Source organism: Micrococcus sp. 63XJN7_8_ISO-PGPR-S23-253 (genome assembly GCF_056173425.1).
Genome location: NZ_CM149673.1, coordinates 221814 through 236200, shown reverse-complemented (window position 1 = coordinate 236200; position 14387 = coordinate 221814). Strand labels below are relative to the sequence as shown.

The window sequence follows — 14387 nt, the reverse complement described above, 5'->3', positions numbered from 1 at the left end:
CATGACCGATCAGCAGCACACCCCTGATACCGCTCCGTCCTCCGTGCCCGCCGTCGTCGGCGTCCTCGGCGGCGGCCGGATGGGTGGCGGCATCGCCCACGCGTTCCTCGTCTCCGGCTCGTCCGAGGTGGTCGTGGTCGAACGCGACCCGCAGTCGGCCGAGGCGGCCAAGGAACGCATCGAGGCCGACCTCGCAGCCTCCCTCGAGCGCGGCAAGATCGACGGCGACCTGGACGAGTGGGCGCAGCGCCTGACCGTCTCCGTGGACCGCGCCGACTTCGCCCGCTGCGACCTCGTGGTCGAGGCCGTGTTCGAGGACATGCAGGTGAAGATCGAGGCGCTCACCGACGTCGAGGCCCACCTGCGCGAGGACGCCTGGCTGGCCAGCAACACCTCCTCCCTGTCCATCGACGAGATCGCCACGCACCTGCAGCGCCCCGAGCGCTTCTGCGGCCTGCACTACTTCAATCCGGTGCCCGCCTCGAAGCTCGTGGAGGTCGTGATCGGCGAGCAGACCGGTGCGGAGCTCCAGGCCCTGTCCACCGAGTGGGTCCGCGGGCTCGGCAAGACCCCCGTCGTCGTCAAGGACGCCCCGGGCTTCGCCTCGTCCCGCCTGGGCGTGGCGATCGCGCTCGAGGCCATCCGCATGGTCGAGGAGGGCGTGGCCTCCCCCGAGGACATCGACGCCGCCATGGTGCTGGGCTACAAGTTCCCGGTCGGCCCACTGGCCCTGACCGACATCGTGGGCCTGGACGTGCGCCTGGGCATCGCGGAGTACCTCGAGTCCCAGCTGGGCGAGCGCTTCGCCCCGCCGCAGCTCATGCGGGACATGGTGGCCCGCGGCGAGCTCGGCCGGAAGTCCGGCAAGGGCTTCTTCGACTACCGCTGAGCCCCTGGGGGAGGCGCTTTCGAACGGGAGATAGGGCCTATCTCCCGTTCGAAAGCGCCCATTCCCCCGACATCACGTTCGAAAGTGCGGGGCCGGCGCGGCTAGCGTGGTGGGCATGGACGAGCCCACGCTGCTGCGCATCGCCCGCGACCGCGCCCTCGAGCTGCCGGGCAGCGCCGCGTCGCACCCCTTCGGCCCGGACACCGAGGTCGTGAAGGTGCAGGGGAAGCTGTTCGTGGTGTTCATCGACCACGACGGACGCCGCCTCGTGAACGTCAAGGCCCGCCCGGAGGACGGCGCCCAGCTGCGCGCGGCCCTGCCCGCGGCGATCACGCCCGGCTATCACATGGACAAGCGGCACTGGCTCAGCCTGGCCGCGCACCCGGACCTCGACGAGCAACTCGTCCGGGACCTCGTCACGGAGTCGTACCTGCTGGTCGTCGCGAAGCTCCCCCGCACCCGGCGCCCCGTGGACCCCGAGACCTTCGGCCGGGCCTGATGTCGGCCGACCGCCCCTTCCGCTTCACCCACCGCTGGGCCGTCCCCGCGGACGCCCGGTCCGTGCTGGCCCTGCTCGCCGACCCGGCCGGCTACCCACACTGGTGGTCGGCCGTCCCGCGCGCCCGCCACCTGGGCCCCGACCGCGCCGCCGTCCGGCTGTGCGGGTTCGTGCCGGTGCGCCTGACGATGGAGCGTCTCATCGACGACCGCGCCCGCGGCCTTCTGCTCGCCCACCTGAGCGGAGACCTGACGGGCACCGTACGGGTCACCGTCCACGACGACGGCGCCCCGGCCGGACACGCGCCGCGCTGCATCGTGGCGTGGGAGCAGGAGGTGGTGCTGACCTCGCCGTGGATGCGCGCCGTGGCCCGCGTGCCGGGCGCCCGCGCCGCGATGGGCCTCAGCCATGCGGCCGCGATGCGCTCCGCGCGTCGGGCGCTCGGGGCGAAGGCCGTGCCGACCGCTGATCCCGCTCGAACGTCTCGTCCATGACGGCCCGGCGCCCCGGCCGGCTCAGAGCTCGGCCTGGGCCTCGTTCCACTCGCGGGACAGCGGCGGGCGGGCGACGCCGTCGAGCAGCCCCTCCGCCGGGTCCGCGCCGAGCTCCACGATCCTGTTGTCCGCGTCCACGTGGACGACCTTGGGCTGGAAGGTGCGCGCCTCGTCGTCGCCCATCTGCCCGTAGGCGATGAGGATGACGATGTCCCCCGGATGCACCAGGTGGGCGGCGGCGCCGTTGATGCCGATCACGCCGGAGCCCCGCTCGCCCGCGATGGTGTAGGTCTCCAGTCGCGCGCCGTTGGTGACGTCCACGATGGACACGAGCTCGCCGGGGAGGATGTCCGCGGCGTCCAGCAGGTCCTGGTCCACGGTCACGGAGCCCACGTAGTGCAGGTCCGCCTGGGTCACGGTGGCCCGGTGGATCTTGGCGTGGAACATGGTGCGCAGCATGCGGCAGAACTCTCCGGATGAGGGGGGGTGGGGCGGGTCCGAGGGGACCGGTGCTCGATTCTACGCCGGTCCGGAGACGAGGGGCAGGGGGTCGACGCCGGCCCGAGGGCTCCGCCCCTCTCGCCGAAGCCCGCAGACACGCCGCTACGGCCAGGACGTAGCGGCGCGTCTGCGGGCCTGGGCGGGGTCAGATCCACGACGGCGGCACTCGGCCCGGCCGCGTCCGCGCGGCCACCAGGCCCCGCAGCTGCCGTACGAAGAGCTCCCAGTGCCCCGGCCGGAACACGTCGGCGGTCACCCGGATCACCTCCCACCCCTCCGCGCGCAGGGCCGCGTCCCGCTCGCGGTCCTCACGCCACTGCCGGCGATCCGTGCGGTGCTGATCGCCGTCGTACTCGACGGCCACCTTGGCGTCCGCCCACACCAGATCCACGCGAAGCCGCTGTCCCGTGGCGAGGCGGACGCACGGGTTCACCGCGGGCTCGGGGACGCCGTCCAGGACGAGCCGCGCGCGCAGCCGGCTCTCCTGCGGCGAGTCGGCCCCGGGGCGCACGAGCTCCAGCGCCTCCCGGGCCGCACGGATCCCGCGCACCCGCCCGCGTTCCTCGACGGCGGCGCGCAGCTCGGCCACGTTCGTCACCCCGGGAGGCAGCCGGCGGCGGCGGGCCTCCATCGGGGCGGTCCGCACCATGCTGTCCCCGAGCGCGACGAGATGCTCGAGCGGCCCGGCCTGCGCGGCGAGGTCCACGAAGATCCACCCCGGTGCGGTCACACGCACCCCGTCCACGATCCGCACCGGTGCGTCGACGCGGAGGCGGTGTGAACAGATCCCGGCCCGGCTCGACGCGGTGCCGTGGCCGCGCGGAGTCGCGATGTGCACGGACCGGTCGGCGGCGAGCGGCCCGGTCAGCCACAGGCCGAGCACCCGAGCGGCTGTCACGTGGCTGAACACGCCCTCGGGGTGCAGATCCTGCAGTGCCCGCACATGGTCCATGGGGTCCGGGTCGACGCCGCGACGGCCCCAGAGCCCCCAGCCGAGGGAGACCACGTCCCCGCGCCCCAGCCGGGCCGCGCTCACGCCCGCCTCGCGCGCGGCCGGGGTCGAGAACACGGTCGGAGCGCGGAGGAGGCCGTCCAGTCCGCAGCGCATCGGAGGCAGGGGCGCGGGCGAGCGGGGCATGCGCCGAGCGTGCCCGATCCGGCCGCGCCGCCGTCGTCGTCCGCCGGGATCTGTGGACGACGCCCCGCCGAGGCCCGCAGACACGCCGCTATGTCCTGGCCATAGCGGCGTGTCTGCGGGCCTCGACGCCACGGGTCGCCGCCAGACCCCACCCCACCCCTCCCCACGACGACGGCGTCACCCGCCCGGCTCCCCCTCCCGCGTGATGCACGTCTCGGCTAGGGTGAGGACCAATAACCGACCGATCGGTCGGGACTCGTCCGCGTCCCCGACACCAGGAGCCCCCGTGACCGTCACCGCCCCCTCCCTCCCGGAGATCCTCCCCAGCTACGTCGCCGGCAGCTGGTGGACACCGTCGCACCCGTCCACGGTCACCGACGTGACGGACGCGAACACCGGGGCGCGCCTGACCGGCGTCTCCACCGACGGCCTCGACACGGCCGCCGCCATCGAGCACGCCCGCACCGTCGGCCAGCAGACCCTGGGCGAGCTGACCATCCACGAGCGCGCCCTCAAGCTCAAGGAGCTCGCGCTCTACCTGAACTCCCGCGTCCAGGAGCTCTACGACGTCTCCTTCGCCACCGGCGCCACGCAGCGCGACCACGCCTTCGACGTCGACGGCGGCATCGGCACCCTCTTCACGTTCTCCGGCAAGGGCCGCCGCGAGCTGCCGAACTCCACCGTGATCATCGACGGCGACGTGGAGCCCCTCTCCCGCGACGGCTCCTTCATCGGCGAGCACATCTACCAGCGCATCCCGGGCGTGGCCGTGCAGATCAACGCCTTCAACTTCCCCGTGTGGGGCATGTTGGAGAAGTTCGCCCCGGCCTTCGTCGCCGGCGTGCCCACCGTGGTCAAGCCGGCCACCCCTACCGGCTACGTCACGCAGAAGTGCGTCGAGCTGATGCTCGAGTCCGGCGTGCTGCCCGAGGGCTCGATCCAGCTGATCTCCGGCTCCGCCCGCGACCTGCTGGACCACCTGGACTACCGCGACCACGTCGCGTTCACCGGCTCCGCCGCCACCGCGGCCACGCTGAAGAAGCACCCGAACGTGCAGGAGGGCGGGGTCCGCTTCACCGCGGAGACCGACTCCCTCAACGCCGCCATCCTCGGCCCGGACGCGGACCCGGAGTCCCCCGAGTTCGAGGCGTTCGTGAAGGTCGTCTTCCAGGAGATGACGGTCAAGGCCGGCCAGAAGTGCACGGCCATCCGCCGGGTGATCGTCCCGCAGGACCGGGTCGAGGCCGTGACCGCCGCCCTCACCGAGCGCCTGGCCGCGAAGGTCGTCCTGGGCGACCCGCGCGTCGAGGGCACCACCATGGGCGCCCTGGCCTCGAAGGAGCAGCAGGGCGAGGTCCGCGGCGCGGTGCAGCGTCTGGTCGACGCCGGCGGTCGGGTCCGCCTCGGCGGCCCCGAGGGCTCGACCGGCGACGCCGACGCCGAGTCCGGCGCGTTCTTCGCCCCCACGGTGCTCACCTTCGAGGACGCGCGCACCCCCGAGGTGCACAGCGTCGAGGCGTTCGGTCCGGTCACCTCGGTGATCGGCTACACGGACGTGGCCGACGCCATGGCCCTGGCCGCCCTGGGCTCGGGATCGCTCGTGGCCACGGTCGCCACGAACGACGGTGAGACCGCGCGCGCGTTCGCCGCCGGGATCGGCGCCCACCACGGCCGCCTGCACGTCCTGAACCGCCAGACCGCCACGACCACCACGGGCCACGGCGCCCCCGTGCCGGTGCTGGTCCACGGCGGCCCCGGCCGCGCCGGCGGCGGCGAGGAGCTCGGCGGGGTCCGCGCCGTGAAGCACTACATGCAGCGCACGGCGATCCAGGGCTCCCCGGACATGCTCACGGCCATCACCGGCGTGTGGCATCAGGGCGCCGCGGCCCACACGGTGACGCGTGAGGACGTGGAGACCGGCCGTGACCGCCACCCGTTCTACAAGTCCCTGGCCGAGCTGACGGTGGGCGACCAGTTCGCCTCCGGCCTGCGCACCGTCACCCTGGAGGACATCACCGCCTTCGCGGAGGAGACCGGGGACAGGTTCTACGCCCACACGGACGAGGAGGCCGCCATGGCCAACCCGTTCTTCCCGCGCCGGGTGGCCCACGGCTACCTGCTGGTCTCGTGGGCCGCGGGGCTGTTCGTGGCCCCGGATCCGGGCCCGGTGCTGGCCAACTACGGCCTGGAGAACCTGCGCTTCATCACGCCGGTGTCCTACGACGACGCCATCCGCGTGACCCTGACCGCCAAGCGCATCACCCCGCGCGTGAGCGACGAGTACGGCGAGGTGGCCTGGGACTGCCGGATCCACAACCAGAAGGACGAGCTCTGCGCCCAGTACGACGTGCTGACGCTCGTGGCCAAGACCTGGCCGATGGCCCCGTCCGAGGCCTCCCAGGGCTGAGCCTCCCCGCCCCGACGGGCCGTCCCGTGCGCCCGCTGCGCGCCGGGCAGCCCATCGTCGTCCCCGGGAACAAGGAGCGTGCCCGGGGCGTTCACCTGTACGTCCCATTCGGACCGCGAGAGAAGAAGGTCGACACACATGTCCGAGTTCACCCGTTTCGAGCAGGTCGCCGTGCTGGGCACCGGCGTGCTGGGTTCGCAGATCATCATGCAGGCGGCGTACCACGGCAAGAGGGTGATGGCCTACGACGCCGTCCCCGCCGCCCTCGGGGGGATCGAGCGCCGCTGGGCGTGGATCCGCCAGGGCTACGAAGCAGACCTCGGGGAGGGCTACGACCCGCAGCGCTTCGACGAGGCCATCGCCCGCATCACGCCGACCTCGGACCTCGGCGAGGCCCTGGCGGATGCGGACATCGTGGTCGAGGCCGTCCCGGAGAACCTGGAGCTCAAGCGCACGGTGTGGGCTCAGGTGGGCGAGCTCGCCCCCGCCACGACCCTGTTCGCCACGAACACCTCCTCCCTGCTGCCCTCGGACTTCGCCGACGCCAGCGGCCATCCGGAGCGCTTCCTGGCCCTGCACTACGCCAACCGCATCTGGGCGCAGAACACCGCCGAGGTCATGGGCACCGCCGCGACCTCGCCGGAGGCCGTCGCGGGAGCCCTGCAGTTCGCCGAGGAGACCGGCATGGTCCCCGTGCACGTGCGCAAGGAGATCCCGGGCTACTTCCTCAACTCCCTGCTCATCCCGTGGCTGCAGGCCGGCTCCAAGCTGTACATGCACGGAGTGGGCAACCCGGCGGACATCGACCGCACCTGGCGCGTGGCCACCGGCAACGAGCGCGGCCCGTTCCAGACCTACGACATCGTGGGCTTCCACGTGGCCGCCAACGTCTCCCGCAACACGGGCGTCGACTGGCAGCGCGGCTTCGCCGAGCTGCTCGAGAAGAGCATCGCCGAGGGCCACAGCGGTGTGGCCGACGGCCAGGGCTTCTACCGCTACGGGCCGGACGGGGAGAACCTCGGCCCGGTGGAGGACTGGAACCTGGGCGACAAGGACACCCCGCTCGGCTGACCTCCTCGGCTGACGGATCAGGGGCCGTCCGATGCGCACCACGCATCGGGCGGCCCCGACGCATGCCCCCACCGCTTCCTTGTGTCATCCGTCACAGCGCACGTAGAGTCGAGCCATGACGACCTCCCGACTCCCCCTGCTCGGCGTCCTCGCCGTGGGCGCGCTCGCCCTCGCCGGGTGCGCGGGCGGCGGCACAGAGCCCTCCTCCCCCGCCCCCTCGTCGGCGTCGTCCACGACGACGGCGGCCTCGTCCGCGTCCACGTCGCCCGCGGCCAGCAGCTCCACGGCCCCCACGTCACCCGCGGCCAGCGCCTCCACGGCGAGCTCGGGCGGCGCCTCCGCCTCCGCCTCCGCCTCGGGCAGCCTGTCCCTCGAGATGCCCCCCGCGCTGGACGGGCAGCGGACCCTGGCGGTGCAGGCCGCCGTGCAGCGGGCCGCGGGGCCGGGGTCCGAGGTGGGGCTGAGCGCCGCCTCGCCGCTGGAGCGGCAGACGGAGCTGCGTCAGCGGGCCGCCGGCCTGGAGCAGGCGGTCGACGCCGGCGCGAGCCCGGCGCCCACCCGCAGCGCGGACCAGCAGGCCTGCCTGGACGCCACCCGCTCCGACCTGGAGCGGGACGCCGAGGCCGGGGCCGCTGACCTGGGGCTCACGGCCCAGCCGGAGACGGCCGCCACCACCGGCGGCGGGCCCACCTCGACGCCGCCGCCCTCCTTCACGGCGTCCCCCGACGCCGAGGTCACTCCGCTCGGCGTGCGCGTCACCGTGTACCCCACGGAGGAGGCCGCCCGCGCCGCCCTGGAGGACGCCCGAGCGGCGGGGCAGGCCTGCACCGGGGTGGACCTGGCCGGGCTCGGCGTGGAGAGCGTGACGCGGACCGAGCACGAGGGCGGCACCGCCTACACGGCGCTCCCGGCCCCCGGGGGGTCCGTCTACTCGCACCTCACGGCCGTGCAGGACGGTGCCCGCATCGTGGCCGTGGCCCAGGCCGACGCGGACGGCGGGGTCCCCGCGGACGCCGAGGACCGGGCGGCCTCGATCGTGGCCGACGTGCTCGCCGCGCTCGACGGCGAGGGCTGAGGACGGAGGGCCCTCAGCCCCGCAGACCCCCGAGCACCACGCCCGTGACGGCGTCGATCATCTGGCCCGGCCCCTGCTGGCCGGGGGCGCCGCGATCCGGCCGGTACCAGTCGACGATCGAGTTGATCATGCCGAGCGCCAGGCGGGCGAGGTTGCGCGGGCTCACATCGGAGCGCACCGCACCCGCAGCCTGGGCGGCCTCGAGCAGGTCGCCCAGGCGCCGGGTGATCTCGCGGCGGCGCTCGACGGCGGCCAGCTCGACCGCCGAGTTCCCGCGCAGGCGCAGCAGCAGGGTCACCTCGGGCTGCTTCTCCGCCAGCACCCCGAGCGTGCCGCGGATGGCCGCCTCGACCTGCGCGCCGGCGTCGGCCCCGCTGGCCACCACATCGTCCAGGCACGCCTCGAGGGCGTCGAGCGCCTCCGTCACCGCGTGGTCGAGGATCGCCTCCTTGGACTCCACGTGGTGGTAGATCGCGGACTTGGAGATGCCCAGGTGGGTGGCGAGCATGCCCATGGACGTCGCCTCGTAGCCGTGCCGGTTGAAGAGCTCGACGCACTCGGCCAGCAGCGTCTGCCGGTCATAGCCGGGCCGGCCGCGGCGCGGGGTGGGGCTGCTCTGGGGCACGGGGCTCCTTCGGAGGCGGGCGGACGCCGACGACGACGGCGCACCGGTCCACTCTACCGGGCACGCCGGCGTCGGCATCGGCCGCGGGGACGGGATCAGGCCTGGTCGCGCAGGTCGTAGATCCGCTTGAGCTTGCCGGAGGAGCGGGCCAGGGACTCCGGCTCCACCACGTTGATCACGCACGAGGAGCCGATCTTCGTCTTGATCTCCATGCGCAGGTGCGCGGCACAGGCCTGGGCCTCCTCGAGGGACGCATGATCGCGGCGCTCGATGTTCACGGCCATCTGGTCCATGCGGTCCGGCCGCGTGATCTCGAGGGTGAAGTGCGGCGACAGGGCCGACTCCTTGAGGGCCAGCTCCTCAATCTGCGACGGGAACAGGTTCACGCCGCGCAGGATGATCATGTCGTCCGAGCGGCCGGTGATGCGGCCCATGCGGCGGTGACCCGGGTGCGTGGTGCCCGGCAGCAGGCGGGTGAGGTCGTGGGTGCGGTACCGGATGATCGGCAGCGCCTGCTTGGTGAGCGAGGTGAAGACGAGCTCGCCGTGGCGGCCGGTCTCGAGGACCTCGTCCGTGAGCGGGTCGATGATCTCGGGGCGGAAGTGGTCCTCCCAGATGTGGGAGCCGTCCTTGGTGGCCGCGGACTCGCCGGCCACGCCCGGGCCCATGACCTCGGAGAGGCCGTAGATGTCCAGGGCGTCGAGGTCGAAGGTCTGCTCGATCTCGCGGCGCATCTCCTCGGTCCACGGCTCGGCGCCGAGGATCGCGACCTCGAGGGAGGACTCGCGGGGGTCCAGGCCGAGCTTCTTGAAGCCGTCCGCGATGGTCAGCAGGTAGGTGGGCGTGGAGAGGATGGCGCGCGGCTGGAAGTCGGTGATCAGCTGCACCTGCTTCTCCGTCTGCCCGCCGGACATCGGGATCACGGCCGCCCCGATGCGCTCGGCGCCGTAGTGGGCGCCCAGGCCGCCGGTGAACAGGCCATAGCCGTACGCGTTGTGCACACGGTCACCGGGGCGGATGCCGCCGGCGCGGAAGCAGCGGGCGACCAGGGTGGCCCACGTGGCCAGGTCGTCGTCGGTGTAGCCGACCACGGTGGGCTGGCCGGTGGTGCCGGAGGAGGCGTGGATGCGGCGCAGCTCGGGGCCCGTGGCGGCGAACGCGCCGAACGGGTAGCTCTTCCGCAGGAACTCCTTGTCCGTGTACGGGAACTTGGCGAGGTCCCCGAGCTCCGTGAAGTCCGAGGGGTGGACGCCGTGCGCGTCGAAGTGCTCCCGGTACGCGGGCACGTTCTCGTAGGCGTGGTGCAGGGTCCAGCGGAGACGCTCGAACTGGAGCGCCTCGATCTGGTCCCGGCTCATCGTCTCCTCGGGGTCCGGGGCCCCGCGGTCTGCGGGGGCGGGCAGGGGTGCCGGCGTGTACGGGTTGGGGATCGAGGCCTCAAGCATGGCGTCCTCCTGGGGATGCGGGGTCGGGCGGCGGTCGACGACGGCGGCGCACCGGCGGGTGCGCCCGTCGGTCAGCGTCCGGGGGCGGGGATGGTGCGGGAGCGGCCGCGGAAGGCGGCCACCGGGGTGCCGTCGTCGGTGGTGACGGTGATGTCGTAGACGGCCGAGCGGCCCGCGGCGGCGACCAGACGGCCCTCCGCGACGAGGGTCTGGCCGGCGCGGGTGGCCGCGAGGAAGTTGACGTCCACGCCGGAGGCCACGGTGAGGGTGGAGCCGTCCGAGGCGGGGTCGTTGCACGTCAGCGCGAAGCACGTGTCCGCGAACGCGAAGACGGCGCCGCCGTGGGCCAGGCCGAAGCCGTTGTGCTGGTCCTCGGTGAGCGTCATCCGGATGCGCGCGTGGTCCTTCTCGGCGGCCTCGAGGGTGACGCCGAGCCACCGCGCCACGCGGTCGTCGGCGAGCATGGGGTGGTGGGCGGTCTCGGTCATGGGCGGGCCTCCCTGCCGGCACGGGCGCGCCGGCGCGGCGGCGCAGAGAATTACTGAACGATCATTAGGTAACTCTCTGGATGTGACCCACGTCAAGTCCGGTCCGGTGTGTGACGCACACTGCCCCGCCCATCGTGTCCGCGGCTCCTGTCTAGGGTGACCGCATGGTGACCTTCGCGCCGGACCGCGCCTCCTTCATGCTCAGCCCCTCGGACATCACCGCAGCCGCGACGTGCACGTACGGGTGGCTGCGCGGGACGGTGGACCCGAGACTCGGTCGCGCCGAGCGGATCGGCGTGGAGGACGCGTTCCTGGAGCGGGTCTCCCGCCTCGGGGACGAGCACGAGTCCCGCGTGCTCGCGCGCCTCGAGGCGGAGCACGGCGCGGACCAGGTGGTCCGGCTCGCCCGCCCGGAGCGCTACACGCCCGAGGGCGTGCGGGCCGCCCGGGAGCGCACCGCGGCGGCGTTGGCCGCGCGTCCCGCCGTCGTGTTCCAGGGGATGCTGCACGACGGCGCGTTCGGCGGCCTGGCCGACTTCCTCGTGCTCCGTACGGACGAGGAGCACCCCGAGGGCGCGTACGAGGTGGTGGACACGAAGCTGGCCCGGCATGCGCGGGTGACGGCGCTGCTGCAGATCGCCGCGTACGCGGACCTGCTGGACGGCATGGGCGTGCCGCGGGCGCGGCAGGGCAGCCTGTGGCTCGGGGACGGTTCCCGGCACGTCGCGGACCTGGACGAGGTGATCCCGGTGTACCGGCACCAGCGCGCCCGGCTGGAGGCGCTGCTGCAGGATCACGTGGCCGCCGGGGCGCCCGCCCGCTGGGGCGACGACCGCCTGAGCGTCTGCGGCGCGTGCGAGGCGTGCGAGGAGGCCGTCGCCGAGCACCGGGACGTGCTGCTCACGGCGGGGGCCACGCGGTTGCAGCGCACCCGGCTGCGCGAGGCCGGCATCACGACCATCGAGCAGCTCGCGGCGTCCGTCGCACCGCCGGAGGGCATGGCCCGCCGCACGTGGGAGTCACTGCGGGACCAGGCGGCGATCCAGCTGGAGCCGGCCGGGGCGGACGGGCTGCCGCCGCATCGGATCGTGGACCCGCGCGCCGTGGCGGGGCTGCCCGTGCCGGACGCCGGAGACGTCTTCTTCGACTTCGAGGGGGACCCGCTGTGGGTCTCCGCGGACGGGAGCATGGAGGGCCTCGAGTACCTGTGGGGATGGGTCGAGGCGCCGGGCGGGGACACCGCGCGGACCGCCTCGGCCGACTTCCGGTTCACGGGTCTGTGGGCGGACACCCGTGCCGCCGAGCGGGCGGCGCTCGAGCAGTTCGTGGCGTTCGTGGAGGCGCGGCGCGCGACCCACCCGGGGATGCGGATCTACCACTACGCCGCGTACGAGGTCACCGCGCTGAAACGCCTGACCGTGCGCCACGGCGTGGGCGAGCGCGAGCTGGACGACTGGCTGCGCGCGGGGCTGTTCGTGGACCTCTACTCCACGGTCCGCGCCGCCCTGCGGGCCGGTGTGCCGAGCTACTCCATCAAGAAGCTGGAGCCCCTCTACATGGGGGCGGAGCACCGGGCGGAGGACGGCGTCACGACGGCGGCGGACAGCGTCACCGAGTACCACCGGTACGTCGCCGCGATGGAGGCCGGGGACACCGAGGTCGCGAGGGCCATCCGCGCTGACATCGAGGACTACAACCGGTACGACTGCGTCTCCACGGCGCGGCTGCGGGACTGGCTGCTGGCACAGGTCGAGCCCGAGGAGGCGGCCGTCGCGGACCGTCCCGTCGACGACGCCGCGACCGGGGACGAGCCGCTGGTCGAGGCCGCGCCGTCGCTCCAGGAGCAGGACGCGGCCCTCGCCGCCTCGCTGCAGGCGCTGGCGGGCGTCGAGAGGGACGAGGCGGGCGGGACGGGGGCCCCGGAGACGGAGCTCGACGGCGGGCCGCGCGGTGTCGCCCTGCTGGCCGCTGGCCTGGGCTACTTCGCGAGGGAGAACAAGCCGCTGTGGTGGGCCATGTTCGATCGGGCGGTGTCCGCCCCGGACGAGTGGCAGGAGCCGCGCGCGAACCTGGTGTTCGACACCGTCGAGTCGGTGGGTGCATGGGAACGTCCCACCCCGCGGAGCAACCCCGCCCGGACGCTGACCGTGACTGGGCGCCTCGAGCCGGGCACCGAGGTCCGGCCGCGTCGGAACAGCAAGGAGAGGTTCAAGCTCAACGCCCTGTACGAGCAGCCGCCGCGCTGGGCGGAGCTGGCCCCCAACGCCGTCCGCTGGCAGAGCCGATCGCCCGTGGACGTGACCGAGGTGGAGGAGATCGCACCGGGCCGGTTCCGCGTCAGCCTGCTGCAGCGCCTCAGCGCCAAGTACGAGCCGGAACCGCACGCAGAGGTGCCCATGGCGGTGTTCCACCTCAACTATGTCCGGCCCGGCGGCCTCCTCGAACGCATCCGGGAGCAGGCCGCCGAGGCCGCCCGCCGCGGCCGGCTGCCGGACGGAGCGGTGTTCGACATCCTGGCGCGCCGTGCCCCGCGCACCACGGGCCGGACCCTCGCCGCGATCGGGGCGGACGTACGAGACGGCCGGCGGGACGGCGTCGGCGGCCTGGTCGAGGCGGTCGAGTCCGCACGCGGCTCCTACGTGGCCGTGCAGGGCCCTCCCGGCACCGGCAAGACGTTCGTGGGCAGCCGCGCGGTGAAGGAACTCCTGGACCGGGGCTGGACGGTCGGTGTCACGGCCCAGTCCCACGCGGTGGTGGAGAACTTCCTCGACCAGCTGATCGGCGTCGGTGTGGACCCCGACCGCGTGGGCAAGGAGCCCAAGGACCCGGACGGACCGCACCGCTGGACGTCCCTGGGCTCATCGGAGGTCCATGCCTTCCTGGCACCGGGCCGGGTCCTGGGCGGCACCGCGTGGACCTTCGCGAACGCCGCGGCCCAGCCGGTCGACCTCCTGGTGGTGGACGAGGCCGGGCAGCTCTCCCTCGCGCACCTCCTGGGCGCGAGCGCCCTGGCCGAGACGGTGCTGCTGCTGGGTGACCCGCAGCAGCTCCCCCAGGTCAGCAGGGGCGAGCACCCCCAGCCCATCGGCGACGCGGCCCTGACCTGGATCGCGGAGGGCGCCCCCGTGCTCCGCGCCGACCGCGGCTTCTTCCTGGACACCTCGTGGCGCATGCATTCGGCGCTCTGCGCGCCGGTCTCCGAGCTCTCCTACGCCAGCCGCCTGCGCTCGCACACCCCGCGGACGGACGCCCGCCGCCTCGACGGCGTGGAGCCCGGGCTGCACCCCTGGCCGGTCTCCCACACGGGCAACGCGGTGTCCTCGCCGGAGGAGGCCGCGGCCGTCGTCGAGATCATCCGGTCACTGCTCGGCCGCACCTGGTCCACCGGCCCGGACGACCCCGGCCGGCCGCTCGAGCCCTCCGACGTGATCGTGGTGGCCCCGTACAACGCGCAGGTCGCCACGGTCCGGGAGGCACTCGACGTCGCCGGTCTCGAGGGCACCACCGTCGGCACCGTGGACAAGTTCCAGGGCCGGGAGGCCGCCGTCGCGATCCTGACGATGGCGGCGTCCTCACCGCAGGAGGTGCCGCGCGGGCTGGACTTCCTCCTGAACCGGAACCGGCTCAACGTGTCGATCTCGCGCGGACAGTGGGCCGCCTACCTCGTCCACTCCCCCGCCCTCGCGGACGCGCTGCCCACCCGCCCCGAGGACCTGCCGATGATCGGCGCGTTCCTGCGGCTCGTGCACCGCTGA

Annotated in this window: 12 protein-coding genes; 7 read left to right on the top strand and 5 right to left on the bottom strand. The window is 73.7% G+C overall.

All coding sequences use genetic code 11. The features are described 5' to 3' along the window. Position 1 precedes the first annotated feature (1 nt). The 3 genes from AC0VX4_RS01135 (at position 2) to AC0VX4_RS01125 (ending at position 1882) form a co-directional block, all read left to right on the top strand. A complete protein-coding gene (locus AC0VX4_RS01135; RefSeq protein ID WP_049159384.1) occupies positions 2-889 on the top strand; it encodes a 3-hydroxyacyl-CoA dehydrogenase family protein in 888 nt (295 codons plus the stop codon). 115 nt (positions 890-1004) lie between these two features. Beyond that, positions 1005-1388, top strand: a complete 384-nt coding sequence (locus AC0VX4_RS01130) for an MmcQ/YjbR family DNA-binding protein (RefSeq protein ID WP_144818946.1) — start codon at positions 1005-1007, stop codon at positions 1386-1388. Further along, positions 1388-1882 carry an SRPBCC family protein gene (locus AC0VX4_RS01125; RefSeq protein ID WP_227448816.1) on the top strand — a complete coding sequence of 165 codons (495 nt, stop codon included), beginning with the start codon at positions 1388-1390 and terminating at the stop codon, positions 1880-1882. The genes AC0VX4_RS01130 and AC0VX4_RS01125 overlap by 1 nt, the downstream gene beginning before the upstream one ends. A gap of 21 nt (positions 1883-1903) precedes the next feature. Here AC0VX4_RS01125 and panD read toward each other — a convergent pair whose 3' ends face one another. Next, complete coding sequence (gene panD, locus AC0VX4_RS01120; RefSeq protein ID WP_475464462.1) at positions 1904-2341, bottom strand: aspartate 1-decarboxylase; 438 nt, start codon at positions 2339-2341, stop codon at positions 1904-1906. 187 nt (positions 2342-2528) lie between these two features. Then, positions 2529-3521: a DUF559 domain-containing protein gene (locus AC0VX4_RS01115; RefSeq protein ID WP_036334208.1), complete on the bottom strand. Its 993-nt coding sequence runs from the start codon at positions 3519-3521 to the stop codon at positions 2529-2531. 286 nt (positions 3522-3807) lie between these two features. Here AC0VX4_RS01115 and paaZ point away from each other — a divergent pair, with 286 nt between their 5' ends. The 3 genes from paaZ to AC0VX4_RS01100 all read left to right on the top strand — a co-directional run bounded on the left by paaZ (position 3808) and on the right by AC0VX4_RS01100 (position 8074). Next, positions 3808-5928, top strand: a complete 2121-nt coding sequence (gene paaZ, locus AC0VX4_RS01110; protein WP_475464461.1) for a phenylacetic acid degradation bifunctional protein PaaZ — start codon at positions 3808-3810, stop codon at positions 5926-5928. Between the two features lie 138 nt (positions 5929-6066). Then, positions 6067-6999, top strand: a complete 933-nt coding sequence (locus AC0VX4_RS01105) for a 3-hydroxyacyl-CoA dehydrogenase (RefSeq protein WP_475464460.1) — start codon at positions 6067-6069, stop codon at positions 6997-6999. Positions 7000-7114: 115 nt separating this feature from the next. Further along, positions 7115-8074 (top strand): hypothetical protein, encoded by a 960-nt coding sequence (locus AC0VX4_RS01100; protein WP_002854257.1) that lies wholly within the window; start codon positions 7115-7117, stop codon positions 8072-8074. 13 nt (positions 8075-8087) lie between these two features. On the opposite strand, the gene AC0VX4_RS01095 is transcribed toward AC0VX4_RS01100, so the two are convergent. The 3 genes from AC0VX4_RS01095 to AC0VX4_RS01085 form a co-directional block, all read right to left on the bottom strand. Further along, positions 8088-8699: a TetR/AcrR family transcriptional regulator gene (locus AC0VX4_RS01095; protein WP_002854256.1), complete on the bottom strand. Its 612-nt coding sequence runs from the start codon at positions 8697-8699 to the stop codon at positions 8088-8090. A gap of 95 nt (positions 8700-8794) precedes the next feature. Beyond that, positions 8795-10144 carry a phenylacetate--CoA ligase family protein gene (locus tag AC0VX4_RS01090; RefSeq protein ID WP_002854255.1) on the bottom strand — a complete coding sequence of 450 codons (1350 nt, stop codon included), beginning with the start codon at positions 10142-10144 and terminating at the stop codon, positions 8795-8797. Between the two features lie 71 nt (positions 10145-10215). Then, positions 10216-10632, bottom strand: a complete 417-nt coding sequence (locus AC0VX4_RS01085) for a PaaI family thioesterase (protein WP_145032636.1) — start codon at positions 10630-10632, stop codon at positions 10216-10218. Positions 10633-10796: 164 nt separating this feature from the next. On the opposite strand from AC0VX4_RS01085, the gene AC0VX4_RS01080 reads away from it, so the two are divergent. Beyond that, complete coding sequence (locus AC0VX4_RS01080; RefSeq protein WP_145032633.1) at positions 10797-14387, top strand: TM0106 family RecB-like putative nuclease; 3591 nt, start codon at positions 10797-10799, stop codon at positions 14385-14387.